This window comes from Bacillus sp. FSL K6-0255 (assembly GCF_045040725.1).
Lineage (GTDB): Bacteria > Bacillota > Bacilli > Bacillales > Bacillaceae > Bacillus > Bacillus subtilis.
On the sequence record NZ_CP150278.1, the window covers coordinates 2,838,882 to 2,864,325 of the forward strand.

The following is a 25,444-nucleotide window of genomic DNA, read 5'->3' on the forward strand; positions in this document are numbered from 1 at the left end:
TTATTTTATTTTTTCGCTTCAGCTACTGCCTTTTTCACAAACTCATCAAGAGAAATCGTTTCAGAGTTCTGTTCTCCGTATTTACGCACGTTTACCGCTCCGTTTTCTGCTTCTTGGTCACCGACCACCAGCATGTACGGGATTTTTTGCATTTGCGCTTCACGGATTTTGTAGCCGATTTTTTCATCGCGGCTGTCGACTTCAACACGCAGGCCTTCACGCTGCAGGCGTTCCTGCACTTTTTTCGCGTAGTCTAAATGCACAGCCGGAGAAACCGGGATGACTTGGAACTGAACCGGTGCAAGCCATGTCGGCAGGGCGCCTTTGTGTTCTTCGATTAAGAAGGCAACAAAGCGTTCCATTGTTGAAACGACACCTCTGTGAATGACAACCGGACGGTGCTGCTTGCCGTCCTCACCGATGTATGTCAGGTCGAAACGTTCCGGCAATAAGAAATCAAGCTGTACCGTAGACAGTGTTTCTTCTTTTCCGATCGCAGTTTTCACCTGAACATCAAGTTTAGGGCCGTAGAATGCCGCTTCACCTTCTGCTTCGTAATAGTCGTGGCCGATTTCGTCCATTGCCTCTTTCAGCATGGATTGCGCTTTGTTCCACATTTCATCGTCATCAAAATATTTCTCTGTATCTTCCGGATCGCGGTAAGACAGACGGAATGTGTAATCACTTAAACCGAAGTCTTCATATACATCCTGGATTAAACGGACTGTGCGGATAAACTCATCCTTAATTTGATCCGGGCGCACAAAGATGTGTGCATCATTTAACGTCATCCCACGTACGCGTTGAAGCCCTGACAGCGCACCTGACATTTCATAGCGGTGCATCGTTCCAAGCTCCGCAATACGAATCGGAAGCTCGCGGTAACTGTGAATGTCTTGTTTGTAAATCATCATATGGTGCGGACAGTTCATCGGACGCAATACAAGTGTTTCATTGTCCATTTCCATCGGAGGGAACATGCCTTCCTGATAATGGTCCCAATGCCCTGATGTTTCATACAGCTCTTTGCTGCCAAGCACAGGTGTGTATACGTGCTCATAGCCGAGGCTGATTTCTTTATCGACAATGTAACGCTCGATGACGCGGCGGATTGTCGCGCCTTTTGGCAGCCAAAGCGGCAGGCCTTGTCCGACTTTTTGAGAGTTTGCAAACAGCTTTAATTCTTTGCCGAGCTTTCTGTGGTCGCGTTCTTTCGCTTCTTCTAGCATACGAAGATGCTCTTCAAGATCAGCTTTTTTGAAGAAAGCTGTACCATATACGCGCTGAAGCATTTGGTTTTTGCTGTCGCCGCGCCAGTATGCGCCTGCAAGGCTTAACAGCTTAAATTCTTTGATTTTTCCGGTTGAAGGAACATGGACGCCGCGGCACAGGTCAAAGAATTCGCCTTGCTCATAGATCGAAACGGTTTCTCCTTCAGGAATCGCATCCAATAGTTCAAGCTTCAGATCGTCGCCGATTTCCGCAAAACGGGCTTTCGCTTCTTCACGGCTGACTTCTTTTCGAACGATCGGAAGGTTCGCATTAACGATTTTTTTCATTTCTTTCTCGATTTTCGGCAGATCCTCCGGTGTAATCGCTTCGTCCATTTCTACATCGTAGTAAAACCCGTTTTCGATAACCGGACCGACGCCGAATTTAACATCCTTGTAGATGCGTTTAATCGCTTGAGCCAGCAAGTGAGCCGTACTGTGGCGCATAATTTGAAGACCTTCTTCTGAGCCTTCTGTAATGATTTCCACTGTACCGTCTTCATTGATCGGCGTTCTCAAATCGATTTCTTTTCCGTTCAGTTTTCCGGCTAATGATTTTTTCTTTAATCCCGGACTGATGGATGCCGCGATATCTTCTGTTGTTGTTCCTTTCGCAAACTCCTTGACTGCTCCATCAGGAAATGTGATTTTTACCATATCTGACATCTTTGTCACTCCTTTTTTTGCATATAAAAACCCCGCCCCCTATGAAAGGGACGAGGTTGAATAAACGGAATCGTGGTTCCACCCTTTTTTCCGCAAAGCCAATACGGCACCTGCGGCTCTAAGCTCTGTAACGGGAGTTCCCGTCAGCCATTACTGTTCCTTTTCAAGAGGTTCACAGCTGAAGTTCAAAGGCGGTAAAGCGAATGGTCCTTAGCTGGGAAGCTTGCAGCCAGGGCTTCCCTCTCTTTGAGCCGGTATCATTCCTTCGTGTCCTTATCAATACGTGTGTCTTTCTTAATCTCCTATGTATTATAAATTGTTCAATCCAAAAAATCAACACGATCGCGTTTCCTTTTTTTAAACCGACAGCCTTATATAGACAGGCTGCCGGCCCTCATCCTTCCGAGTGCTTCACCGGTATTTCTGCATCTGTAAAAGCATGCAGCGGGAGCATTTCCACTCTCTCTTGAAATACGTTTTGAATGGTCCTTGCCATCATGTGCTCGGGCTGGTCGGTATAAAGCACGACTTCATCAGGCGCAATGGAAATCAGCGGCGCGAGCAAATGAGAATCAATATACATAGGATGATCCCGGACAAATCTTCTGTCTATGTATTTCATTTTTTCCCGTTCCGGCACATAGCGCAGCTCCCATAATGTAAAGGAACCATCATGGACAATATGCACTTTTTTGATTCGCGGCTGTTTGGCGTTTACATAGTCTCTGAGTGTTTGAATAAAGTTTTGATATTCCTGTTCCATCTTATATTCATCAATCGCTGCTTCTGTAATATCTCTCAGCTGCTTATAGTATGATCCAAGTCGGAAGGTCTGAAAGGAGCGAATGTAAAATACTCCTTCCTCTAAACAGATCGTTTGGAGTTCATCCAAAATAGATTGTTTCCGTGAAAGCTTCAGCGGCTCAAACGGAAGATCGTCTGCTTCACCTTCAATAATACTGTGTGCGAGCTGAAGGATTTGCTGCTGTTCATCCTGGTCCGTGAAACAATACGTTTCCTCAATCAATGACAGCATATGCTCGTCTTCTTTGCATTCCAAAAAAAATTTGACCAGAATCGGCTCCATAAAACGCTGAATAGGAAAATCCGGATTCGCTTTTTCAATCCCGATTTTTCGTATGCCTTCACGGACAATGATATTGTTCCGATCGTCCGAATGCTGAATGAGATGTAAAAAAGCGGCTGCATCATGGTCATCTTCAAAGATTATTTCAAGCATGTTTGTCCCCCCTTACGGCATCTGTTACAAGTATATGGGGGATGTTTTTAAAATAGACGTAAAGGTCACTGGCAAATCTTAATTTGATTCTTGGAACAAGTTTTGCATTTTCTTTCTGAAGATGAACGGCAGTGAGATAAACACGATATACAAAGCGAGCACCATAAAGAAAGCGGGCAGATTGCCAGCCAAAAAGCTCGCACCCAGCACATTAAGCGCAATCGTCCCAGGGATGATTCCCACAGCCGTTGCGGCAAAATACGGCAGCGCTTTGACATTGGAAAGGCCTGCCGCATAGCTGACGAAATCAAAATTGATCGGCAGGATTCTCAAAAGAAAGATATAGAAAAATCCGTTATCCTCCATTTGCTTCTGTATGGCTTCAAGCCTTTCGTAATGCCCGTTCTTTTTCGCCGAAAACAAACCGGCCGCAAAAAACGAAACAGCTGAAGCGCACATCGAACCGAATAACGTATAAAGCGTGCCGAGAAGCGGGCCAAACGCAAGTCCGCCAGCTATTGAAATAACAGACACCGGAAATAAAACAAGTGGCCTGACGATGGATATCCCGATAAACATCAGAGGTGCAAAGACTCCGAACGACAATACCCATACCCTGATTTCTTTCGGCGATACATTCAAATACGTTTTATTTCCCCAATAGAGTAAACCAGCACCTGCAAGCACTGCCAGCCATTTGACAGCCGTTTTTCGTTTCATACCCTCAGTTCCTTCCCCTTTGAACCACAGCAATTATGGATGTCGGCGGTTTTCTCCGTCAAGGCGGATCGGAGCAGCCAAATATAATATCCGCTCCATTAATCTTGCAGCTTTTACTTCTTCTTTTTCTCCCCTCTGCGAATACGTAAAATGATGCTTCAGCTCGTCAGGTGAGAAATTAGAAGAAAAGAACGTTGGCAGCTGCTGGGACATTCTGTGCTGAAGCACCGTTCCGATGACCTCATCCCTTACCCAGCTTGTCATTGATTCTGCTCCGATGTCATCAAGCATTAATACGGGTGTGGTCTTTACCATATTGAGCTTCTCTTCCAATGTCTGGTCTTGCAGCGAATTCTTAAGCTCTCTCACAAATTCAGGCACATAAACAATCATGGAGGAATACTCTTTTTCCGCCAGCTCATTGGCAATTGCAGCGAGCATAAACGTTTTTCCTACCCCAAATTTCCCGTATAAATATAATCCTTTCCCTTTTCCCGTCTCATTATAGCTTTTCAGGAAGTCTGTAACATGCTGAAACATCGCGAGTCTGCTTGGGTCACTGATATCAACTTGCTGGAACGTCGCTCCAAGAAGATCCTGCTGGATATACATGCTTTTCATAAGAGACTGTTGTTTCTTCTGCTGGTCGAGCTTCCGTTTGACTGGACATTCGTAATACTCGATATCAATAGACCTCCCATTGACAACAAGCTTCGGATGGTAGCCCTCCAACAAATTGTTGCAGTTTTCATCTTCCGAACAATAGGAGCAATTCTTGCTTTGTTCGATATATTCATAAAGCTTATTTAAGCTCTTTTCGATCATTTTTTGGTCAATCACTTCTTCGTTTTCCTTCAAAAATGCTTGAACATCTTGATCTTTCATGACTTTTTCCTTCATTTGTTCAAGACGTTTTTGGAAATCCGGCCTGCCGGTTACGCCCTGCAGGGAACGGCCGATTGGTTCCATCTATTCCTTCACCCCGCATCTCTGTCTTTAATAGGCAGAGTATTTTTTCAGTTTTTGCATTTCTTCCATCATCTTTTTCTTCTGTTCTTCCAAATCCTGCGGATGCAGCTTCTGCTGTCCGGATTCTGAATCGGACGCTGTTTCCTTTTCTGTCATCCAATCAGGAAGCTTTTCTTCACGAATCACTTTTTGGTTTCGTTTCGAAGACTTTGTTTTTCCCTCAGCCCATTCAAGATACTGGCGGTTTTCTTCTATTGCGAGCTTCATCGCTTCCCTGACCGTTTTCACCTTTTTGCGTGCCCAATGCGAAGCGATTTTTTGGATATAGTTTTTCGACAGCTTCATGTCGGTTTTCAGCATGACATAATAAATTAACACATTTGTGACGCCTGGCTCGAGCTTCTGTTCGAACATAATTTCTTCTATGATCTTCAGATCAGCTTTTGACGGCTCTGTTCCGTCAGCAATGTCCTGCAGAAGCTTCTTCGGGGAAATCGCCTCCAGCAATGCAATCAGCTTCCCATCCAGAGAATCCTCTTCTGCCGGTTGTTCGCCTTCACGCAGATGCACCGGCTGTGTTTTTTCCACCAAATCGGGCAGCTGTCCGTTTCTTTCAATTTGATACCAGTCGCTCGCCGCTTTTCTTAATGCCTCCGTCGTAATGACGTCACGCTCATCAATTGCGCTCATCACAACATTTTGCATTTGCAAAGGGTCAATTCCGTACAGATAAGAAAGCTTTTTGATTGTGTCCCGCACCTGCTGGGTCATCGCTTTTCTCGGTATCATCGTCTCAGAAAGTCCCGCTAAAAACAAATCAAAATCAAACACATCCTCCGTTATGGTGTAGGACGGAGACTGTCCGACAGAAGTATACTCGGACCCCTCGGCAAGCCTTACCGTTTCCTCCATATCGGATGTGAGCTTCCATTCACTCGGCTGCAGCGATTCAAACGCATGATTAAACGGACGCGTAATGTCCTTCGCATCTTCTGAAATGGCCGGGTGCGTAAAAAATTGTTTTAATTGCTGATATTTCGTTTTTCCGACCCTATTATACAGAAAAACATTCAGCATTCCGTCTTCAAAAAATTCATTTGGTCTGAGCGGCGGAAGGAGTTCATATATAAAGAGGCGCTCCTGCCGCTCGGATTCTTTCATATATACTTTCAGCAATCCGATGCCCTCGAGCTTCCCCTGTTCCTGATGGATCGTTTTTAAGTTGGACTGTGTCATCCCCATCAGCTGTCTATGTGTGGACTCTCCGCCCCACAGACGGTTTTGTTCAAGCTCTCCCCACAATGTCATATAAAGAGAGAATGCAACAGGGCCGATTAAGGGCTGGTACAGTTGTGTAATAATTTGTCTGTCAATATCCTGCAGCATCGATCTGCTTTTAACCACATACGGGTCTACAGGCAGTACATCTTTCCAATAGTCAGCCATACATTCTCAAACCTTCCGAATTTGTTTCTACCTTTCATTTTACACCGTTTCTTATATCTATCAAATGCCAATTTTGCACATGAGAAAAGAGCTAGAAGAATCCTCTTAGCTCTTTTAACGCTCTTTCTTTATTAAGTCTTTTAATTCATCGATAAAGACGTTTATATCTTTAAACTGCCGATAGACGGACGCGAACCGCACATATGCGACTTCGTCAATCTTAGCCAGCCGGTCCATGACCATTTCTCCGACGAGCTCACTCTTCACCTCGGAGCAGCCTTGATTGCGAAGTTCTTTTTCAATATCAAAGCACATGTCTTCAAGCGTTTTGAGTGAAACAGGCCTTTTTTCACATGCTTTTATGAGGCCGCGCAGCATTTTTTCTCTGCTGAATTCCTCACGCACACCTTCTTTTTTCACAACGATGAGCGGGGTTTCCTCCACTTTCTCAAAGGTCGTAAACCGGTAGTGGCAGGATTCGCACTCGCGTCTTCGGCGAATCGACTTTCCGTCATCCACAGGCCGTGAATCAAGGACTCGTGTTCCGTTATGCTGGCATGAAGGACATTTCAATAAAATCAGCTCCCAACTATATCGTTCCCTGCAATGTATTTTCGGCAGCCTCCGCCTTTTAAAAATAGATGTGACAGCATCTGTCGGGAGAGCCGTTGTTAAATTTGTTTCTATAGCATTAGGTGGTTTGTGAAAATCTCCTTCTTATTTTACAAAAAAAATGAAAAAAGAAAAAGCTGACACTCTCGTTTCTTTATAAAAATAAAAGGAGCATAAGCTAAAAAGCGCATAATGGCTTTCTAGCTTCAGCTCCCTTTGTGTTCGCAATTTACTTTATAGTACTTTCGCTTGCGCCTGTTTAATTTGCACAGGCCCCATTCCTCTTGGTATTTCAATGTTTTCTCTTGTATCAGCATGTAATGCCTCTGCAATGTAATCAGCAGCGACATTAGGATCTAAGTCTCCACAAGTATAAACATCAATGCTCGCATATCCGTGCTCAGGAAAACTGTGAATCGTTAAGTGTGATTCAGAAATAATCACAACTCCGCTTACGCCTTGCGGTGCAAATTTGTGAAATGCAACCTCGCGCACCTCAGCACCTGATTTTAGAGCAGCATTTACAAACGTTTTTTCAATAAAATCCATGTCATTCAGCTTATCAAAATCGCATCCCCATAGCTCGGAGATAACGTGACGCCCCATTGTTTCCATAGTCATGGACCCCCCTTAACAAGAATTAAAAAGTGAAATTCCAACAACTGGGTCGGCCATTTACCACGGGGGAAAGTTAGTCCGGAGAGGTCCTAACCCTTTAAGTAATTCCGAAACAGTCTCAAGCAAGAAGTTCACGAAAAATAGTATACTGTGTTTAAGTCTAATTTGCAAGGTGCGTTTTTTCAGAAATATGCTGTTAAGGGTTTTTTCTTTAAAATGTGTCCATGACCTTATTTTATACAGCAGACGGATGTTTCATTCGTGCCGCTACATGGCGGATTAGATCAACAACTCTGCAGGAGTAGCCCCATTCGTTGTCATACCACGCCAGCACCTTTACTTTCCTGTCTTCCATTACCATTGTTGTAAGCCCGTCAATGACCGCTGAATGCGGATTCGTATTATAATCAGTCGAAACGAGCGGTTCATCTGAGTAATCAAGTACACCGTACATCGACGTTTTGGCAGCGCGTTTAAATGCCTCGTTTACTTCTTCAGCCGTAACATCCGTTTTCAGATCAACAACGAGATCAACCAATGAGACGTTCGGAACAGGGACACGCAAGGCGAGGCCGTGAAGTTTTCCTTTCAGATGCGGCAGCACAAGCGAAAGCGCCTTTGCCGCTCCTGTTGTTGTTGGAATGATGGATTCACCGCAAGCCCGCGCCCGGCGCAAATCTTTGTGCGGGTTATCAATATTTTTTTGGTCATTCGTATACGCATGAACTGTAGTCATCAGACCGCTCTCAATGCCAAACTCTTCATCCAGCACTTTTACAACAGGCGCAAGGCAATTTGTCGTGCATGACGCATTTGAAATAATGACATGGCGCTCAGCGTCGAATTGGTCCTCATTTACGCCCATCACAATGGTAACGTCTTCATTTTTTCCCGGAGCGGTCAAAATCACTTTTTTTGCACCTGCTTCTATATGGCCCATCGCTTTATCTTTAGCATTAAACTTCCCTGTTGCTTCGACGACTATGTCAATATCATATTCCCGCCAAGGCAGCTGTTTTGGATCACGGCTGTTTAACAAAAGCACTTTCTTTCCATTTACGATCAGGCTATCTTCACCAGCCACAACCTCTTTGTCGTATCTGCCGTGAATTGTGTCATACTTTATTAAATGAGCCAGCGTTTCTGCGGAATAGCTGGCGTTAATGGCCACTACTTGAATTTGATCGTCTAACATCGCTTTTCTAAAAACCATTCTTCCGATTCTTCCAAACCCGTTGATCGCTACTTTTACCTTCATGTTGGACACCCCTTATCAATTATGCCATCCTAATTTGTTACTATCTAAAATTAGTATAACACATTAAAACAAATTCGCCAGTACATATTGATAAAAATCAACGATTATAACGCTAATTTATGATGCATCTTATGTTTTCTTGCACAGAATATCAGGCGTAAGAACCAAAAAGCAGCCAGCGCTCCGCACTGACTGCCCTCATGCTTTATGATTCCTGTTTTAACTTATCATTGAGCACACTTTCTTCTAGCACAGAAAATGTATCCCCGTACACTCTGTTAATATGATTCGCTCCCCAAGCACACAGCATATCTAAAATCCCTTCTAAGCTGCGGCCGTATTCGCTGAGCTCGTATTCCACTTTGGGAGGAACTTGATTATATACGATTCGGTTAATGACACCGTCCGCTTCCAGCTCGCGCAGCTGCTGAGTCAGCATTTTTTGCGTGATATTGGGCATTAGGCGTTTTAATTCACTTGTGCGTTTTTTTCCGTGCGTCAGATGGCATAAAATGACGCATTTCCATTTCCCACCGATCACTTCAAGAGTCGCTTCAACAGAAATGTTATATTTTTTCTTCTCCATACAATCCATTCTCCTCACAGGCACCAAAAAGTGACTATAGCACTTCAAAGTACGTACTTTTATTTCTTAACGATATGTTTCATAATCACATTTGCCGGCTGATTTGAATCTGCTCTTTTTTATTTATATAGCTTACTCGGCAGAATTTCAATCATACAACACATCTTACAAAGGAGGAACATCATGACTTCAGCCAATAAAAGCAATATTCCTGCACTACTGGCTTTGGCCGTAAGTGCATTCGCAATAGGGACAACTGAATTTATCAGTGTCGGCCTTTTGCCGCTCATTGCTGATGACCTGCATATTCCAGTCACGACAGCAGGATTAACCGTTTCCCTTTATGCGCTCGGCGTTACATTTGGGGCACCTATATTAACTTCATTGACCTCAAGCATGTCGCGTAAGACACTATTGCTTTGGATCATGTTTATTTTTATTGCCGGTAATACGATGGCAGCAACCGCTTCAAGCATCGGGATTTTACTAGCAGCACGTGTGATATCGGCATTTTCGCACGGTGTGTTTATGTCGATCGGTTCGACAATCGCAGCGGATATTGTCCCGGAAGATAAAAGGGCTAGCGCGATTTCAATTATGTTTACCGGCCTCACTGTGGCAACTGTAACCGGAGTTCCTTTTGGGACATTTATCGGCCAGCAGTTCGGCTGGCGTTTCGCCTTTATGGTCATTATCGCCGTCGGAATCATTGCTTTCATTACAAATGGCATTCTTGTACCGTCCAAATTACGAAAAGGGACGAAAACAACGATGCGGGATCAATTGAAGCTTGTGACAAACAGCCGGTTATTGCTTTTATTTGTCATTACAGCGCTTGGATATGGAGGAACATTCGTTGTGTTCACGTATCTGTCTCCCCTGCTTCAGGAAGTAACAGGCTTCAAAGCCGGGACTGTTGCAGTGATTCTGCTCGGATACGGAATAGCTATTGCTATCGGCAATATGATTGGCGGAAAGCTGTCAAACCGAAATCCGATTGCCGCTTTATTCTATATGTTTATCGTACAAGCAATCGTTCTATTCGTACTGACATTTACAGCCCCCTATCAAGCAGCAGGGCTCATTACCATTCTCTGTATGGGATTGCTGGCCTTTATGAACGTGCCAGGCCTTCAGGTGTATGTCGTAATGCTGGCTGAGCGTTTTGTCCCGAGTGCAGTTGACGTCGCATCCGCAATGAATATCGCTGCCTTTAATGCAGGAATCGCGCTTGGGTCATACCTTGGCGGTGTGATCACCGATTCAATCGGATTGATTCATACCGCTTGGATAGGCGGATTAATGGTGGTCGGTGCAGTCATTTTAACAGGCTGGAGCCGCTTAATGGAAAAACGAGATCGGCAGGAAGCCTGACAATTTTAAAGGAGGAAATGAACATGACAACACATTTACAAGCAAAAGCAACACTTCATAATGGGGTGGAAATGCCTTGGTTCGGCCTCGGCGTGTTCCAAGTGGAAGAAGGATCTGAACTGGTAAATGCAGTTAAAACTGCCATTGTTCACGGGTACCGCAGTATTGACACCGCAGCTATTTATGGAAATGAAGCTGGCGTTGGAGAAGGGATTCGGGAAGGCATTGAAGAAGCAGGCATTTCAAGAGAGGATCTGTTTATCACATCGAAAGTATGGAATGCGGATTTAGGCTACGAAGAAACACTCGCCGCGTTTGAAACAAGCCTATCCAAACTCGGTCTGGATTATTTGGATCTATACCTCATCCACTGGCCTGTAGAAGGAAAGTATAAAGAAGCTTGGAGAGCACTTGAAACGCTGTATAAAGAAGGCCGTATCAAAGCGATTGGCGTAAGCAACTTCCAAATTCACCATCTTGAAGATCTGATGACGGCAGCTGAAATTAAGCCTATGATTAACCAAGTGGAATTTCACCCGCGCCTCACACAAAAAGAGTTGATAAGATACTGCCAAAATCAGGGCATCCAGATGGAGGCTTGGTCACCTTTAATGCAGGGGCAGCTGCTGGATCATCCTGTATTGGCTGACATCGCTCAAACATATAACAAATCTGTCGCACAAATTATCTTGCGCTGGGATCTGCAGCATGGCATTATAACGATTCCTAAATCAACGAAGGAACACCGCATTAAAGAAAATGCTAGCGTATTTGACTTTGAATTAACGCAGGATGACATGAACCGAATCGATGCACTGAATGAAAACTTGCGCGTCGGTCCTGATCCGGACAACTTTGATTTTTAATGGCAAAAAAACACCGTTCAATATGAACGGTGTTTTTTGATTATGCCCAGCTGTTCATGATTTCATCAAGCTGCCTTTTGGTCTCTTCAAGCGTGCCGCTGTTATCAATGACTTGATCTGCTCTTGCTGTTTTTTCCTCTAAGGGCATTTGAGAGCGGATACGGCTGACTGCTTCTTCTTCCGTCAGCTGATTGCGCTTCATCAGACGTTCCAGTTGAAGCTCTTTTGTCACACTGACCACAATAATTTTATCAACCAATGATTCCAATTTGCTTTCGAACAATAGCGGGATATCCAATACAACAAATGCCTCCCGATTTGCAACGGCTTCATCACGGCGATTGAGCATTTCCTGCCTGACTGCGGGATGAACAATTGCATTTAAAGCGAGACGCTTTTGTTCATTTGTAAATACCAGCGCTCCAAGCTTTTTTCTATCTATATCGCCATTTGAGAGCAGTATGTCTTCACCGAATTCGTCAATGATTTGCCGGTAGGCCGGCATCCCTTTTTCTACCGCTTGTTTTGCAATGATATCTGCATCTATAACTGTTATTCCTTTTTCAATCAGCATATTGGCTACCGTGCTTTTGCCGCTAGCTATTCCTCCCGTTAAACCAATGACTAAGGTCAAGAGATCCACTCCTTTTTACAATTTCCAGAGCCCAATCGTGATTAACAGAAGCCCCGGCAAAAACGCCATTTTATCGATCCATTTCCACTTAGACAGAAAATGGCCGGCATTGATTCCAATTGATACAAACAGCGAGCTCATGATTGCCACGGCGATGCTCATCACAATCGGTGAAAAACCGAGAATGGCTGCGCCTATGCCTGCTCCAAAGGCATCAATTGATAAGGCAAATCCCAATAAGACCGCCTCAATTCCATTGATCACACCCGATTTGTCGATATCCGCACTCATGGGTTTTCTCAAAATATGAATCACAATCCCTAATGACCGAACCTCTAAATTAAGCAGCGTTTTTTCATGCAATAGGTATTCTTTATCTTTTGCCGGTTTGAAGAATTGGTACAGAACCCACGCACCGATTCCAACCAATATCAAACCGCCAAGCTTCTCCGTCACATATACAGGAAAAAACTTCGTGAGAAAGCTTCCGATCAGCATGGATATAAACATGACAGCACCGGAACAGCAGGCGATAACCAAAATCGCTTTAAACGGTATTTTCATTTTTCTCAATCCGTACGTAAATCCGACTGAAAAACTGTCCAAGCTGACAGCCAACGCCAGCAGCAGTATAGAAACCATTTGCATATCCGTTTCTTCCTTTCTGTTGGTGCTCTTGTATCAGATGTGAAATGCCCGGGATTCATCACAATCATATATATGGGAAAGTGAAAAATCCGTGTTTCGAAAATGGCATCCTCCATTACAGAGTTACTGATATATGCACCGACAGCTTGGACGATGAAGCATTATGCTACTTTTTTTTCTGGCACTTTGCGCAAAAATGCGTGCCTCTTCCTCCAACGACAATTTTCGAAATCATCGTTCCGCAATTTTTGCATGGCTCGTCTTTTTTTCCGTACACAAAATGCTGCAGCTGGAACATTCCGATTTCCCCTTGGGAGTTGATATATGAACGGACTGTGCTTCCGCCCGCATCAATCGCCTCCTGCAGAGTGTTTTTGATTTCAGCGTGAAGGGTTTTGATTGTTTTATCTGATAATTGATTTGCTTTTATCTCGGGATGAACACCCGCTCTGAAAAGAGCCTCATCCACATAAATGTTTCCTAGTCCAACTACCGTTTTTTGATCCAGTAGGGCAGTTTTGACAGCGCGGTTTGTTTTCGCAAGCCGTTCTTTTAAATACGCACTCGTAAATTCTTCTGCATCCGGCTCCGGACCTAACTGAGAAAGCGGGAGCTCGCCCGCTTCTTCTCCCGGTTTAAATAAGTGCATGGTTCCAAATTTCCGCACATCCCTGTACCGGAGCTGGGTTCCATCCGTCATCGTGAATATGACATGCACGTGTTTATCATCAGGCTCCTCGGCTTGATGAAGACCGTATTTTCCTTCCATTCGAAGGTGAGAAACCATAACATAATGATCTAAATGAAACAGTAAAAACTTTCCCCGTCTTCCGATGGACTGTATCGTTTCTCCTGCTAGTTTTCGCGCAAATTCCTCCGGTTCGGCAGGCCGTTTGATGATATTCGGCCATCTGATCTCTACCGATTTGATTGTTTTTCCCTTTACAAGCCCGGTCAGAGTGCGCCGGACCGTCTCAACCTCTGGTAATTCCGGCACATCCATCACTTCCTATCTCTGTTTATTTCGCATCGTACCAAGATGGGCCTGATGCAAAGTCCACCTTTAACGGCACATCTAATGCAAGCGCATGCTCCATCACTTCAGGAACAAGCTTTTCAAGAATTTCAATTTCTTCCTTTGGCGCCTCAAAAATCAATTCATCGTGTACTTGAAGCAGAAGCCTTGCTTTCAACTGTTTTTCTTTCAGCTTGGCAGCCATGTCAATCATGGCTTTTTTGATAATATCAGCGGCGCTTCCTTGAATCGGCGTATTCATGGCCGTCCGCTCCGCAAAACTTCGGATATTAAAGTTCCGGCTCGTCAGCTCAGGGATGTAGCGGCGGCGATGCATAAGCGTTGTTACGTATCCTTTTTGCTTCGCTTCCTGTACTGAATCTTCCATGTACGCTTTTACGCCTTGGAAGCTTTCCAGATAGCGGTCGATAAATGCTCCCGCTTCCTTCCGAGTAATGCCGAGGTTCTGTGACAGACCGTAATCGCTGATCCCGTAAACAATGCCAAAGTTGACCGCTTTCGCCTGGCGTCTCATCGCAGATGTCACTTCATCCTTAGTGACATGGAACACATCCATTGCCGTTTTCGTGTGAATATCCATATCATTTGTAAAAGCTTCGATCAGATTTTCATCCTTTGAAATATGGGCAAGCACCCGCAGCTCGATTTGTGAATAATCGGCTGCAAAAATGAGCCAGTCTTTTTCAGACGGCACAAAAGCTTGGCGAATTTTCCGCCCTTCCTCAAGCCTGATCGGAATGTTTTGCAGGTTCGGATCAGTCGAGCTGAGACGGCCAGTTTGCGTTAAGGCCTGGTTAAATCGCGTGTGCACTTTATGCGAATCCGGTCTCGTCACCTTTAAAAGCCCTTCGATATATGTTGATTGAAGCTTGCCAATTTGTCTGTACTGTAAAATATAGTCGACAATATCATGCTTGTCAGCCAGCTTTTCAAGCACATCGGCAGACGTAGAATAGCCTGTTTTCGTTTTCTTTACGACAGGAAGGCCGATCTTTTCAAATAAGATGACGCCTAGCTGTTTCGGAGAATTGATGTTAAACGGCTCTCCCGCAATCTCATGGATTTTTTCTTCATATTCCTTCAGCTTCGCACCCAGTTCTTCACCCATCCGTTTTAAACGGTCAACATCGACCTTGACGCCAGTTGATTCCATTTCGCCAAGAATAAGCGCAAGAGGCATTTCCAGCTCTTCAAACAGTTCAAGCTGGTCGTTGTTTTCCAGCTCCTGAACGAGCTTTTCCCGAAGGCTTTGAATCGCTAACGCTTTTCGGCCAAGGTGCTCAGACAGTACGTCTTCTGACGGCACTGCCCGTTTTGCTCCTTTTCCATAAACTGATTCATCACTTGAAACGATATGCAGGCCGTAATCCTTAGCCACACTCGCAACGTCGTCATATGAATTGCCCGGGTTGATGATATAAGCCGCAAGGAGCGTATCAAACTCGGCTCCTTTCAGCTCAATGCCCTGCCAGCGCAAAGCGACAACGGCCCGCTTGCTGTCGAAGACCCATTTCTTCTGCTCGTCATTTTCCACCCATTCTTTAAACACCTCAGACTCAACGGCAATGTCTTTCGGAATGAAATAAGCTCCCGTTTCATTTACGATCGAAAATCCGAGGATCGGCTCTTCATGATAATTATCGCCAATCTGTTCAACGACAAATGCGGATGGAGAAACCAATATATCGCTTGTCACGTCTGTGACTGTTTTGACATTAATGTCTTCCAACGATTGATCCTGTTCTGCTTCTGCACTGTCTTCTCCAAGCCGTTCAAGAAGCGTGTTGAAGCCAAGATCTTTAAAGATGGCAATGACCTGTTCACGATTAAAGCCTTGATATTCCAGGGCGGAAACAGATACCTCAATCGGAGCATCCGTCATAATTGTCGCAAGCTCCTTGCTCATCAATGCCTGATCCTTAAACTCCTCAAGCTTTTCCTTCAATTTCTTTCCGCTCACCTCGTCAATGGACTCCAGCAGCTTTTCAACGGAATCAAATTGTTTTAAAAGCTTAATCGCAGTCTTTTCTCCGACGCCGGGCACACCCGGAATATTATCTGAGGAATCGCCCATCAGACCCTTCATGTCAATGATTTGTTCAGGCGTAAGCCCGTATTTCTCTTTGACATGCTCCGGTGTGTAAAATTCAACATCGGTAATTCCCTTTCTCGTAATGGCAACTGTCGTTTTGTCCGTTGCCAGCTGGGTTAAATCCTTATCTCCTGAGAAAACCTTAACTTCAAATCCGTCTTTTTCAGCCGATTTGGCCAGTGTGCCGATAATATCATCCGCTTCATATTGTTCCAGTTCATAGCGGCTGATCTGGTAGGCATCCAGCAGCTCGCGGATAAACGGCATTTGTTCGGAAAGCTCAGGCGGGGTTTTCTGTCTGCCGCCTTTATATTCTTTAAATGTGCCGTGACGAAATGTTGTTTTCCCGGCATCAAACGCAACCAGCATGTGCGTCGGTTTTTCATCCTCAAGCATTTTCATCAAAATCATCGCAAAGCCGTATACAGCATTTGTATGAACACCTTTATCATTGCTTAACAGCGGCAATGCAAAAAACGCCCGGTAAGCCAGACTGTTTCCGTCTACAAGCACTAATTTTTTTCGTTCCGTCATTCAATTTCCTCCTAAGAAGCCTCAGGCTTCCATTCATCTCTTACATAGTCATTAGCTCCTCTTATTTTAACAAAGTTCAATTTGAAAGGAAAATACGTGAACTATAAGAGAAGACACAAAAAAGGACGGGAACACAAATAGGTTCCCGCCGTCAAAATTGGCTCCTTGGATGAAGGGGTTCTACTACATCCTACCAGCATAGGTTTAACAGTGCATGAAGATATTGTTAAACCTTTGTAAACATTAGGCGGACTTTTCAGCGGCCCGTTTCAGCGTCACGGTAAAGACAGTTCCCCGTCCAGGCTCGCTTGTGACATCAATTTTTCCTTCATGAGCCTCTATTAAATGCTTGACAATCGCAAGGCCCAGCCCGGTTCCTCCCGAATTCCTGCTTCTGTCTTTATCTACGCGGTAAAAGCGTTCAAAGATTCGCGGAATTTCTTCTTTCTGAATTCCGATTCCAGAATCGGCAACCTCAATCTGAATATCTTTTTCTCTGGGCTTTACATTGATAGCCACGGAGCCCCCCTCAGGCGTGTAGGTTAATGCATTGTTTACGAGATTAAGAAATACCTGTTTCAGCCTGTACGGGTCACCAGATACATATTGAGGGTCTTTCGGGACATTCAGTTGCAAGGAGATGCCTTTCTCATCCGCCTTATGCTTCAGAAGCGTTTCAATCTCACCAAGCATTTTGGCCGGCTCAAACGTTTCGATACTGAGCGTGAAATTTTGCTGCTCGATTTTTGAGAGATCGAGCAAATCCTGAACCAAAGACTGAAGCCTTTCGCTTTCCTTAAGAATAATAGAGAGAAATTCAGAAAGCGCCTCTTTGTCCTCCATCGCCCCATCCAATAACGTCTCCGTAAACCCTTTTATGGATGTAATCGGCGTTTTCAGCTCATGAGAAACATTGGCCACAAAATCCTTCCTCATCTGCTCTAATTTCTTTGTTTCCGTCATGTCATGGAAAACGAGCACAATTCCTTTCCATTCATCGTCCGGACCCATAATCGGAACGCCGTCCACTTCAAAATAACGCCGTTCTATTTTGATCGGAAGTCTTAACAGCTTGCATTTCTTTGTCTCCGTCATAAAAATGTCTTCGACAAGCTGGATCACTTCTTCATGTTCAAATGCATCGTGATAAAGACGGCGCAGCATATGATTCGGATTGATATGAAACTGCTTGGCGTAAGACCTGTTTACGAGATTAATAAAGCCTCTTCCGTCGATCATAATCAGCCCGGAGCCAATGTTTTCAATGACTGTCAGCAGCCGATCCCGCTGCATTTCCTGCGTTCGCGTCATTTCCATCAGATCAATGGCAAGGCTGTTCATCGCATGTCCTAGCTTATCAGAACGCCTAATATAGCCGCCGTACGTCCGTGCATCGTAGTTGCCCTTAGAGAGTTCTGTGGCTACATTTGTCGCTGACTCAATTGACCTTTTATAACGCGAGGTCATGCTGGAATAAAAATAAACAATGACGATAAATGCGGTACAAAGACTGGCCGTCAGCATCCCCCACAATTCGCCTTTTAAGCCGTCGCTTTTTTCAGAGGCGGAAAGCAGCACATATCCTGTTTTTTCACCTTCGCTTCTAAGTGAAAGTCCGTAAGAAAGCTTGTTATCTGTTGTTGACAGAATACCCTCATGTCCAGAAACAAGCGCCTGCACCTTTTGGGAATCAGCCGATCTCCCGTTTGACCCATACAGCACCTTGCCGTCTGTATCGATAACGGATGCGCTCACATCAAGCGCGCCGCCTGCATCTTTAATGATTTTCTCATTTGCTTGATCATTTAGATTGCCGGCATCAAGAAGCGAAGCCAAGTATTTTGCTTCTTTTTCAATGTGTTCCTCTGCTTTCCTTTGATCAGATGTTTCAAAAAGCTGCTGTAAAAACAGCCCGAGGACACAAAACACCAGAATCATACAGACAACGAATACAGAAAAAAGGCGCACACGGTATTTATTCATTCATTTTTGGCTCCTCCAGTTTATACCCCAATCCCCTAATCGTTTTAATGTAGATCGGTTTTTTGGTATTGTTTTCAATTTTGTCGCGAAGATGGCTGATGTGCACATCAACAATTCTCGTATCTCCGGCAAAATCATAATTCCAGACTGCGCTCAGCAGCAGGTCTCTTGTCAGAACTCTGCCTTTATGTCTGCCTAAATAGAGCAGCAGTTCGAATTCTTTCGGTGTCAGTTCAAGCTGACTTTCTTTAAAGTACGCTTCATAATGATCAGGCAGGATTTTCAGATCGCCAATTACGATCTGGCCTTCCATTTCATCATTCTTCATCTCACTAGAGGGCGCAGCCATTTCCGAACGCCTTAAAATCGCTTTTACTCTCGCATTTACTTCCCTTGGACTGAACGGCTTGGTCATATAATCATCAGCACCGAGCTCAAGCCCTAATACTTTGTCGAATTCCTCATCCTTCGCTGTCAGCATTAAAATGGGAAACATCAGTTTTTGCTGTCTCAGCTGCTTGCATACTTCGATTCCGTCCAATTTTGGAAGCATCACATCAAGCACAATCAAATCAGGCTTCTCTGTTTCCGCTTTTTTGAGTGCTTCTTCCCCATCCGAGGCGGTAATGACATCATAGCCTGACCGTTCCAAATTGTACTGTAAAAGAGTAACAATAGATTCTTCATCATCCACAACTAAAATTTTCTTGTTCATGCTGTGCCTCCAGTATTATAATTCCCCGACATCCTATTTCTCTATTTTATGTCATCTTAACATGTTTCATGATTTTATTTTAGCGAAAGCAGGACATTCCGACAATTCGCCTTTTACATCATTTTTAAAAGAAATATAGATGTTTATGATAACGCTTTCATTTATAGTAAAAAGAGAAAGGCTGTATTAAGCAAGCCTTTCTCTCTTTTTATTAGGATAATACTTTCATGACATTTTTGACAGATTCAACTGATTTATTCAGCTGCGCTCTTTCATAGTCTGTCAGTTCAAGTTCAATGATTTGCTCAAGACCGTTGCCGCCTACAATTGTAGGAACACCAAGGTAGATGCCTTCATAGCCGTATTCCCCTTCAAGATAAGCAATTGTAGGAAGGACGCGGCGCTGATCCTTCAAGATCGCTTCGACCATTTCTGTCAGAGAAGCCGCAGGCGCATAATACGCGCTTCCGTTTCCAAGAAGATTCACGATTTCGCCTCCGCCTTTTCTAGTGCGCTCCACAATTGCGTCAATCCGTTCTTTCGGAATAAGAGTTTCAAGCGGGATACCGCCAGCATAAGAATAACGCACAAGCGGCACCATATCGTCACCGTGTCCGCCGAGTACGAAACCAGTCACATCTTTCACTGACAGGTTTAATTCCTCTGCCACAAATGTTCTGAATCTTGCCGTATCAAGCACACCGGACTGGCCGATTACACGCTCTTTAGGGAAGCCTGATTCTTTGTACACCGCGTATGTCATTGCATCAACAGGATTTGTCAGCACCACAATAATAGAGTCAGGAGAATATTTCACGATTTCCCGCGTAACGCTTCTCATAATCTTTTCGTTTGTAGAGACCAGATCATCTCTGCTCATACCAGGTTTTCTTGCGATACCGGCTGTAATGACAACAATGTCAGAGCCAGCTGTATCTTCGTAATTGGATGTTCCCGTAATTTTTGCGTCAAAGCCTTGAACCGGGCTTGCTTCAAGCATATCAAGCGCTTTTCCCTTTGTCGGGTTCTCCAATTGCGGAATATCAACAAGAACAACGTCTGCCAGCTCTTTTTGAGCAATTAAAAATGCAGTTGTAGCTCCGGTAAAACCTGCTCCGATAACAGAAACTTTTTTACGAGTATTTCCCATGTCTCTCTTCTCCTTTATGGCTAGTTTTAGGCTTTTTCCTTGCTTAGTCCATGTTTTTGATCAGTTCTTCTCCGAACTCTGAACATTTCACTTCAGTCGCGCCGTCCATTAATCTGGCAAAATCGTAAGTTACGACTTTAGAAGCGATTGTTTTTTCCATAGATTTGATAACCAAATCAGCCGCTTCGTTCCATCCTAAATGCTCAAGAAGCAGAACGCCTGAAAGAATAACCGAAGATGGGTTTACTTTATCAAGGCCTGCATATTTAGGAGCCGTTCCGTGCGTCGCCTCGAAAATCGCATGTCCTGTTTCGTAGTTGATGTTCGCTCCAGGAGCAATGCCGATTCCGCCGACTTGCGCAGCAAGAGCATCAGAAATGTAATCTCCGTTCAAGTTCATTGTCGCAACGACATCAAACTCGTTTGGACGCGTTAAGATCTGCTGAAGGAAAATGTCAGCAATGCTGTCTTTGATAATGATTTTTCCTGCTGCTTCCGCTTCGCTTTGCGCTTTGTTGGCAGCGTCTTTTCCTTCTTCTTCAGCAATGCGGTCATATTGAGCCCATGTGAAGACTTTATCTCCGTATTCTTTTTCAGCAAGTTCATAGCCCCAGTTTTTGAAGGCGCCTTCTGTGAACTTCATGATGTTTCCTTTGTGAACAAGTGTTACAGATTTACGGCCATGCTCGATCGCATAATCAATGGCAGCTCTGACCAGGCGGCTTGTTCCTTCTTCTGAAACAGGCTTAATGCCGATACCTGATGTCTCAGGGAAACGGATTTTGTTGACGTTTAACTCATTTTGAAGGAAGCTGATAAGCTTTTGCACTTCTTCAGAGCCTTTTGCATACTCGATGCCTGCGTAAATATCTTCTGTATTTTCACGGAAGATGACCATATCAGTATCTTCAGGGCGTTTTACCGGTGACGGCACTCCAGTAAAGTATCTTACAGGTCTTAAGCAGACGAATAGGTCAAGCTCTTGTCTGAGCGCTACGTTCAAAGAACGGATACCGCCGCCGACAGGTGTCGTTAACGGGCCTTTAATCGCGATGAAATATTCGCGGATCACATCTAATGTTTCAGCAGGGAGCCACTCACCTGTTTTATTATAAGCCTTTTCTCCGGCGTAAACTTCTTTCCATGTAATTTTCTTTTCGCCTTTGTATGCTTTTTCTACTGCTGCTTCCAAAACCTTCGAAGCCGCGTTCCAAATATCAGGACCGGTTCCGTCTCCTTCGATAAATGGGATAATCGGGTTGTTTGGTACGTTTAATACTCCGTTAGAGACTGTAATTTTTTCACCTTGTGCCACAATAAAAACCTCCCAGTATGTAATTCATATTTAGAAAACATTTTATTTTTCTCATATAGAAAATAAAATGATTTTTCCTAACATTCAATTTAAAGTGTAACCCAATTTTGATGTTCTGAACAAGAGGCTAACCTCATTGACGCAAGCCAGCCTCCAATGGTTCTTTAGGCTCTTTCTTCAATCGGAACGAATTTTTGTTTGTCAGGGCCTGTGTAATCTGCCCGCGGGCGGATCAGACGGTTGTTGTCATACTGCTCAAGAATATGAGCGAGCCAGCCGGACATTCTGCTTACAGCAAAAATCGGTGTAAACAAATCATGGTCAATACCGAGGCTGTGATATACAGAAGCCGAATAGAAATCAACGTTAGGCGGAAGCTTTTTCTCTGATGTGACGATGTCTTCTATACGAATCGACATCTCATACCATTTGCTTTCGCCTGTCAGGTTGGTCAGGCGCTTGCTCATTTCTTTCAGATGCTTCGCGCGCGGATCACCATGCTTATACACACGGTGGCCGAATCCCATGATTTTTTCTTTCTTTTCAAGTTTAGCGCGGATGTACGGCTCAGCGTTTTCCACTTCACCGATTTCTGTCAGCATTTTCATAACGCCTTCATTCGCTCCGCCGTGAAGAGGCCCTTTCAGCGCGCCGATTGCTGCAGTAATGCCTGAATAGATGTCAGAAAGTGTTGCGACGCAGACCCTCGCTGTGAACGTTGACGCGTTCAGCTCATGGTCAGCATGTAAAATCAATGCTTTGTTGAAGGCTTCAACTTCAATTGGTGAAGGCTCTTCACCGTTTAATGTGTAAAGAAAATTCTCCGCAATACCGTAATCTTCTCTCGGTTCAACAGGCTCAAGACCCTTGCGAATTCTGGAAAACGCTGCAACCAGGCCAGGCACCTTTGCCTGAAGGCGGATCGCCTTTCTGTAGTTGGCTTCCGGGTTCATGGTATCAGCCTCGCTGTCAAGCAGGCCTAGTAATGAAATTGCTGTCCGAAGAGCAGCCATGGGATGAACATTTTCGAGGGAATAAGATTTGAAGTGCTCAATAATTTCTTGCGGAACGGCAGCTTCCTTTGCAAGCTGCTGCTTTAACTCTTCAAGCTCTTTTTTGTTTGGCAGCCTTAGATGCCAAAGCAAGTAGATGATTTCTTCAAAACTTGCATTCTCTGTCAAATCATCGATATCATACCCCACATATGTAAGGGTATCATCAATAATAGAACTAACAGATGATGTTGTTGCTACAACCCCTTCAAGACCGCGTGTCGCTGTCATATATAACATCTCCTTTTCAATAAATTTCCCCTTTAAGAGTGTTGTAAAAACATGAGGCTTACTTAAAAAGCACGATGCAAGTATTTCTCTCCCCCAAAAAGAAAATGCTTACATTTTACTGGCTGCTGGAACTAAAACCCTTTGCTTATGAAAGAACATAACAAATTCTTATAAGCTTATTTAAGTTTAAGCCTATTCTCATTATAAACAATAATCAGACATTTGTTAAATGTTTACCTATAATTTTTTTTTTCATTCTGTGATTTCCCCGAAAAAACGCCTTTATTTGCGGGTTTTTGCATACAAAAAAAGCGGCTTTAAGGCCGCTTTTTTTTTATGAAGTGAACAGTTTTACGATCTGCATGGCTAAATAAGCAATCCCCGCTCCGATCAGCGGTCCCACCGCAACTCCTCCAAAAAGCGCGACTGCAAGAATGGTCCCGATCACGAGAGCAGTTGTAATATGCGGATCATTTTCAAGCAGGGTCAGGCCGTTTTTTGCAATCAGCGCCACTGCGATCCCCGCTCCAAGGGCGATCCATGCGTAGGAAGACCGCATTGCTTCTCCAAGCTGCTTAAATCCGATTTCTCCCGTCGCAATCGGGACAAGAACGGCGATGGTAATAATGGTCACACCCCAGTTAATGCCTTTTGACTGGATGGTCGGAAATAATTTCTGATCAAGCCCTACGATTTTGATGATCAAAAGGACGGATACAGCAAAGAGCAATGATTGGTTTTTTGCGATAAGTGCGATAGCCAAGAGTAAAATTAAAAATAAATTCGCTTGTGTAAACACATGCCATCCCTCCTTTAAGATGAATGTATTCATATTCAGCAACAGCGTGAATACATATAAAAAATAGGACATGCTGACGAGAGGAGGACCGTTTTCGTGAATCAATCTTATATCACTATTTTTTTCAGAACCCTCTTTGTCATATCAATGACCGCAGGGTCGATAGCTGCGGCCTATTATTCGTTTCCGTTAACTTATCCGTTCCTGATCGCCCTTATTCTTTCATCAGTGATTCATCCTGTTGTCGATTATTTGGACAAAGTGACAGGATTCCCCCGAACGATAAATGTTCTGGGCGTTCTTGCTTTTTTTCTGCTCGCAGCCTTCGGCGTGCTCACCATTCTGGTAGCCGAAATCGTAACGGGAACAGCCTATCTAGCAAAAACGCTGCCTCCGCATATCAGCACGTTTATTTCATATTGCGAAAAATTGTTTACCACTCATATTCAGCCGCTCTATAACGAGTTAACTCTTTTGTTTCAAGAATTGGAAACGAACCAGCAGGCTTCCATCGTCACTCATATCCAGACACTCGGTGATTCTGCCGCTAAAAATGCCGGGCTCCTGCTGTCCCACATTCTAGAGATGATCCCGAGATTTTTCGCTCTTCTTCCCAATACGGCGGCGGTTCTGATTTTTTCTCTTCTGGCAACCTTTTTTATGACAAAGGATTGGCATAAGCTGAAAGCCATGCTTGTTTTAATTCTGCCGGATCGTGTGACAGCTAACAGCAAAGCAATCAGCAGCGAATTAAAAAAAGCAATGACTGGTTTTATCAAAGCACAAGCCGTCCTCGTTTTCATCACGATGGTGATTGTATTTATCGGCCTTTCTCTCTTAAAGGTTGAACACGCCGCAACAATTGCTTTTTTAATCGGGCTTGTAGATCTTCTCCCTTACTTAGGTGCCGGCTCCGTATTTGTGCCCTGGATTTTGTATTTATCGATTACGGGCCAGCTGCCCCAAGCAATCGGAATTGGTATCCTGTACCTCGTCGTTCTTATTCAGCGGCAGCTGACAGAGCCCAAGATACTAAGTAAATCTATCGGGATCGATCCGCTGGCAACACTCATCGCCCTGTTTGCCGGCTTTAAATTATTCGGGTTTTTAGGACTGATTGCGGGACCGGCTGTACTCGTCATCATCCAAGCTTTCATCACAACAGGCGCATTAAAAGAAATATGGTCCTATATCACCGTTCAGCAAAAATAAAACGGCAGCCGTTTTTTCATGGCTGCCGTTTTTTATTTGATGATGATCCGCTTATTCTTCGACATTCCTCTCAGCCATTTGAACAGAATCGGCTTACACCAGCCGCGGGTAAACGGGATAAGAAGACAGGCGCCGGCCAAATCTGATAAAAAGCCCGGAAGCATCAGCAATAGACCGCCAATGAAAATGCACAGACCGTCAGCAATCGCTTCTCCCGGCATTTTGCCATATTGAAGATCACGCTGAACCTTATAATACACTTCGGTTCCTTGTTTTTTTGCAGCTGCTGCGCCGATAATGCCAGTCAGAATCATGAATAGAACTGTCGGCAAAATACCAATCAGATTTCCTAAAAATAGGAATATACCGATTTCTATTGCCGGAAACACAATAAAAAGCAAAAACAAAAATCTCATA

General features: G+C 44.2%; 22 protein-coding genes and 1 pseudogene. 3 read left to right on the plus strand and 20 right to left on the minus strand.

The genetic code is table 11. The features are described 5' to 3' along the window. Window positions 1–5: 5 nt before the first annotated feature. The 9 genes from thrS to MHB62_RS14910 form a co-directional block, all read right to left on the minus strand. Window positions 6–1,937: a threonine--tRNA ligase gene (gene thrS, locus MHB62_RS14870; RefSeq protein ID WP_014480529.1), complete on the minus strand. Its 1,932-nt coding sequence runs from the start codon at window positions 1,935–1,937 to the stop codon at window positions 6–8. A 394-nt stretch (window positions 1,938–2,331) separates the two neighbouring features. Beyond that, window positions 2,332–3,177, minus strand: a complete 846-nt coding sequence (ytxC, locus tag MHB62_RS14875; protein WP_032722332.1) for a putative sporulation protein YtxC — start codon at window positions 3,175–3,177, stop codon at window positions 2,332–2,334. A gap of 78 nt (window positions 3,178–3,255) precedes the next feature. Beyond that, window positions 3,256–3,897, minus strand: coding sequence for a TVP38/TMEM64 family protein (locus MHB62_RS14880; RefSeq protein WP_003229468.1), 642 nt, complete (start codon window positions 3,895–3,897; stop codon window positions 3,256–3,258). Window positions 3,898–3,930: 33 nt separating this feature from the next. Further along, window positions 3,931–4,866 carry a primosomal protein DnaI gene (gene dnaI, locus MHB62_RS14885; RefSeq protein ID WP_003229466.1) on the minus strand — a complete coding sequence of 312 codons (936 nt, stop codon included), beginning with the start codon at window positions 4,864–4,866 and terminating at the stop codon, window positions 3,931–3,933. 27 nt (window positions 4,867–4,893) lie between these two features. Beyond that, window positions 4,894–6,312 (minus strand): replication initiation membrane attachment protein DnaB, encoded by a 1,419-nt coding sequence (gene dnaB / locus MHB62_RS14890; protein ID WP_003229464.1) that lies wholly within the window; start codon window positions 6,310–6,312, stop codon window positions 4,894–4,896. A 114-nt stretch (window positions 6,313–6,426) separates the two neighbouring features. After that, a complete protein-coding gene (nrdR, locus tag MHB62_RS14895; RefSeq protein ID WP_003223586.1) occupies window positions 6,427–6,885 on the minus strand; it encodes a transcriptional regulator NrdR in 459 nt (152 codons plus the stop codon). Window positions 6,886–7,158: 273 nt separating this feature from the next. After that, window positions 7,159–7,539, minus strand: a complete 381-nt coding sequence (gene speD, locus MHB62_RS14900; RefSeq protein WP_003223584.1) for an adenosylmethionine decarboxylase — start codon at window positions 7,537–7,539, stop codon at window positions 7,159–7,161. A 238-nt stretch (window positions 7,540–7,777) separates the two neighbouring features. Then, the gene (locus MHB62_RS14905) at window positions 7,778–8,800 is read right to left on the minus strand and encodes a glyceraldehyde-3-phosphate dehydrogenase (protein ID WP_003229459.1); all 1,023 of its coding nucleotides are present in this window, start codon (window positions 8,798–8,800) and stop codon (window positions 7,778–7,780) included. Window positions 8,801–9,005: 205 nt separating this feature from the next. Beyond that, on the minus strand, window positions 9,006–9,386 hold the full coding sequence (locus tag MHB62_RS14910; protein WP_003229458.1) for a winged helix-turn-helix transcriptional regulator: 381 nt from the start codon (window positions 9,384–9,386) through the stop codon (window positions 9,006–9,008). 183 nt (window positions 9,387–9,569) lie between these two features. Between MHB62_RS14910 and MHB62_RS14915 the strand changes: the two genes are divergently transcribed. Further along, window positions 9,570–10,760 carry an MFS transporter gene (locus MHB62_RS14915; protein WP_032722333.1) on the plus strand — a complete coding sequence of 397 codons (1,191 nt, stop codon included), beginning with the start codon at window positions 9,570–9,572 and terminating at the stop codon, window positions 10,758–10,760. Window positions 10,761–10,783: 23 nt separating this feature from the next. Next, entirely contained in the window at window positions 10,784–11,626 is an 843-nt protein-coding gene (gene ytbE, locus MHB62_RS14920; RefSeq protein ID WP_003229455.1) for an aldo/keto reductase YtbE, read from the plus strand. Window positions 11,627–11,666: 40 nt separating this feature from the next. On the opposite strand, the gene coaE is transcribed toward ytbE, so the two are convergent. From coaE to MHB62_RS14970, 10 genes and pseudogenes are all read right to left on the minus strand, one after another. After that, window positions 11,667–12,260 (minus strand): dephospho-CoA kinase, encoded by a 594-nt coding sequence (gene coaE, locus MHB62_RS14925; protein ID WP_004398928.1) that lies wholly within the window; start codon window positions 12,258–12,260, stop codon window positions 11,667–11,669. A 15-nt stretch (window positions 12,261–12,275) separates the two neighbouring features. Then, window positions 12,276–12,926: pseudogene (gene ytaF, locus MHB62_RS14930) on the minus strand (sporulation membrane protein YtaF); the annotation flags it as partial. Window positions 12,927–13,074: 148 nt separating this feature from the next. Then, complete coding sequence (gene mutM, locus MHB62_RS14935; protein WP_019712903.1) at window positions 13,075–13,905, minus strand: DNA-formamidopyrimidine glycosylase; 831 nt, start codon at window positions 13,903–13,905, stop codon at window positions 13,075–13,077. Window positions 13,906–13,927: 22 nt separating this feature from the next. Then, on the minus strand, window positions 13,928–16,570 hold the full coding sequence (polA, locus tag MHB62_RS14940) for a DNA polymerase I (RefSeq protein WP_032722334.1): 2,643 nt from the start codon (window positions 16,568–16,570) through the stop codon (window positions 13,928–13,930). A gap of 243 nt (window positions 16,571–16,813) precedes the next feature. Continuing rightward, on the minus strand, window positions 16,814–18,553 hold the full coding sequence (gene phoR / locus MHB62_RS14945; protein ID WP_032722335.1) for a sensory box histidine kinase PhoR: 1,740 nt from the start codon (window positions 18,551–18,553) through the stop codon (window positions 16,814–16,816). After that, window positions 18,546–19,268 carry a two-component system response regulator PhoP gene (gene phoP / locus MHB62_RS14950; RefSeq protein WP_014477634.1) on the minus strand — a complete coding sequence of 241 codons (723 nt, stop codon included), beginning with the start codon at window positions 19,266–19,268 and terminating at the stop codon, window positions 18,546–18,548. The genes phoR and phoP overlap by 8 nt, the downstream gene beginning before the upstream one ends. 211 nt (window positions 19,269–19,479) lie before the next feature. Then, entirely contained in the window at window positions 19,480–20,418 is a 939-nt protein-coding gene (gene mdh, locus MHB62_RS14955; RefSeq protein ID WP_003237775.1) for a malate dehydrogenase, read from the minus strand. Window positions 20,419–20,461: 43 nt separating this feature from the next. Further along, window positions 20,462–21,733 carry an NADP-dependent isocitrate dehydrogenase gene (gene icd / locus MHB62_RS14960; RefSeq protein ID WP_014477637.1) on the minus strand — a complete coding sequence of 424 codons (1,272 nt, stop codon included), beginning with the start codon at window positions 21,731–21,733 and terminating at the stop codon, window positions 20,462–20,464. A 164-nt stretch (window positions 21,734–21,897) separates the two neighbouring features. Further along, window positions 21,898–23,016, minus strand: coding sequence for a citrate synthase (citZ, locus tag MHB62_RS14965; RefSeq protein ID WP_004398810.1), 1,119 nt, complete (start codon window positions 23,014–23,016; stop codon window positions 21,898–21,900). Window positions 23,017–23,350: 334 nt separating this feature from the next. Then, window positions 23,351–23,815, minus strand: coding sequence for a DUF441 domain-containing protein (locus MHB62_RS14970; RefSeq protein ID WP_004398695.1), 465 nt, complete (start codon window positions 23,813–23,815; stop codon window positions 23,351–23,353). A 96-nt stretch (window positions 23,816–23,911) separates the two neighbouring features. Between MHB62_RS14970 and ytvI the strand changes: the two genes are divergently transcribed. Then, on the plus strand, window positions 23,912–25,027 hold the full coding sequence (gene ytvI, locus MHB62_RS14975; RefSeq protein WP_004399115.1) for a sporulation integral membrane protein YtvI: 1,116 nt from the start codon (window positions 23,912–23,914) through the stop codon (window positions 25,025–25,027). A gap of 32 nt (window positions 25,028–25,059) precedes the next feature. Here ytvI and MHB62_RS14980 read toward each other — a convergent pair whose 3' ends face one another. After that, window positions 25,060–25,443, minus strand: a complete 384-nt coding sequence (locus MHB62_RS14980; protein WP_003246085.1) for an FxsA family protein — start codon at window positions 25,441–25,443, stop codon at window positions 25,060–25,062. Between the last annotated feature and the right edge of the window lies 1 nt (window position 25,444).

Bases quoted from the DNA above. Each gene is read 5' to 3' on its own strand.
- phoR (WP_032722335.1), bottom strand. From the start codon at position 18,553: ATGAATAAATACCGTGTGCGCCTTTTTTCTGTATTCGTTGTCTGTATG.
- MHB62_RS14980 (WP_003246085.1), bottom strand. From the start codon at position 25,443: ATGAGATTTTTGTTTTTGCTTTTTATTGTGTTTCCGGCAATAGAAATC.
- MHB62_RS14915 (WP_032722333.1), top strand. From the start codon at position 9,570: ATGACTTCAGCCAATAAAAGCAATATTCCTGCACTACTGGCTTTGGCC.
- dnaB (WP_003229464.1), bottom strand. From the start codon at position 6,312: ATGGCTGACTATTGGAAAGATGTACTGCCTGTAGACCCGTATGTGGTT.
- ytxC (WP_032722332.1), bottom strand. From the start codon at position 3,177: ATGCTTGAAATAATCTTTGAAGATGACCATGATGCAGCCGCTTTTTTA.
- citZ (WP_004398810.1), bottom strand. From the start codon at position 23,016: ATGACAGCGACACGCGGTCTTGAAGGGGTTGTAGCAACAACATCATCT.
- mdh (WP_003237775.1), bottom strand. From the start codon at position 20,418: ATGGGAAATACTCGTAAAAAAGTTTCTGTTATCGGAGCAGGTTTTACC.
- polA (WP_032722334.1), bottom strand. From the start codon at position 16,570: ATGACGGAACGAAAAAAATTAGTGCTTGTAGACGGAAACAGTCTGGCT.
- MHB62_RS14880 (WP_003229468.1), bottom strand. From the start codon at position 3,897: ATGAAACGAAAAACGGCTGTCAAATGGCTGGCAGTGCTTGCAGGTGCT.
- speD (WP_003223584.1), bottom strand. From the start codon at position 7,539: ATGGAAACAATGGGGCGTCACGTTATCTCCGAGCTATGGGGATGCGAT.
- ytbE (WP_003229455.1), top strand. From the start codon at position 10,784: ATGACAACACATTTACAAGCAAAAGCAACACTTCATAATGGGGTGGAA.
- thrS (WP_014480529.1), bottom strand. From the start codon at position 1,937: ATGTCAGATATGGTAAAAATCACATTTCCTGATGGAGCAGTCAAGGAG.
- MHB62_RS14905 (WP_003229459.1), bottom strand. From the start codon at position 8,800: ATGAAGGTAAAAGTAGCGATCAACGGGTTTGGAAGAATCGGAAGAATG.
- MHB62_RS14910 (WP_003229458.1), bottom strand. From the start codon at position 9,386: ATGGAGAAGAAAAAATATAACATTTCTGTTGAAGCGACTCTTGAAGTG.
- dnaI (WP_003229466.1), bottom strand. From the start codon at position 4,866: ATGGAACCAATCGGCCGTTCCCTGCAGGGCGTAACCGGCAGGCCGGAT.
- phoP (WP_014477634.1), bottom strand. From the start codon at position 19,268: ATGAACAAGAAAATTTTAGTTGTGGATGATGAAGAATCTATTGTTACT.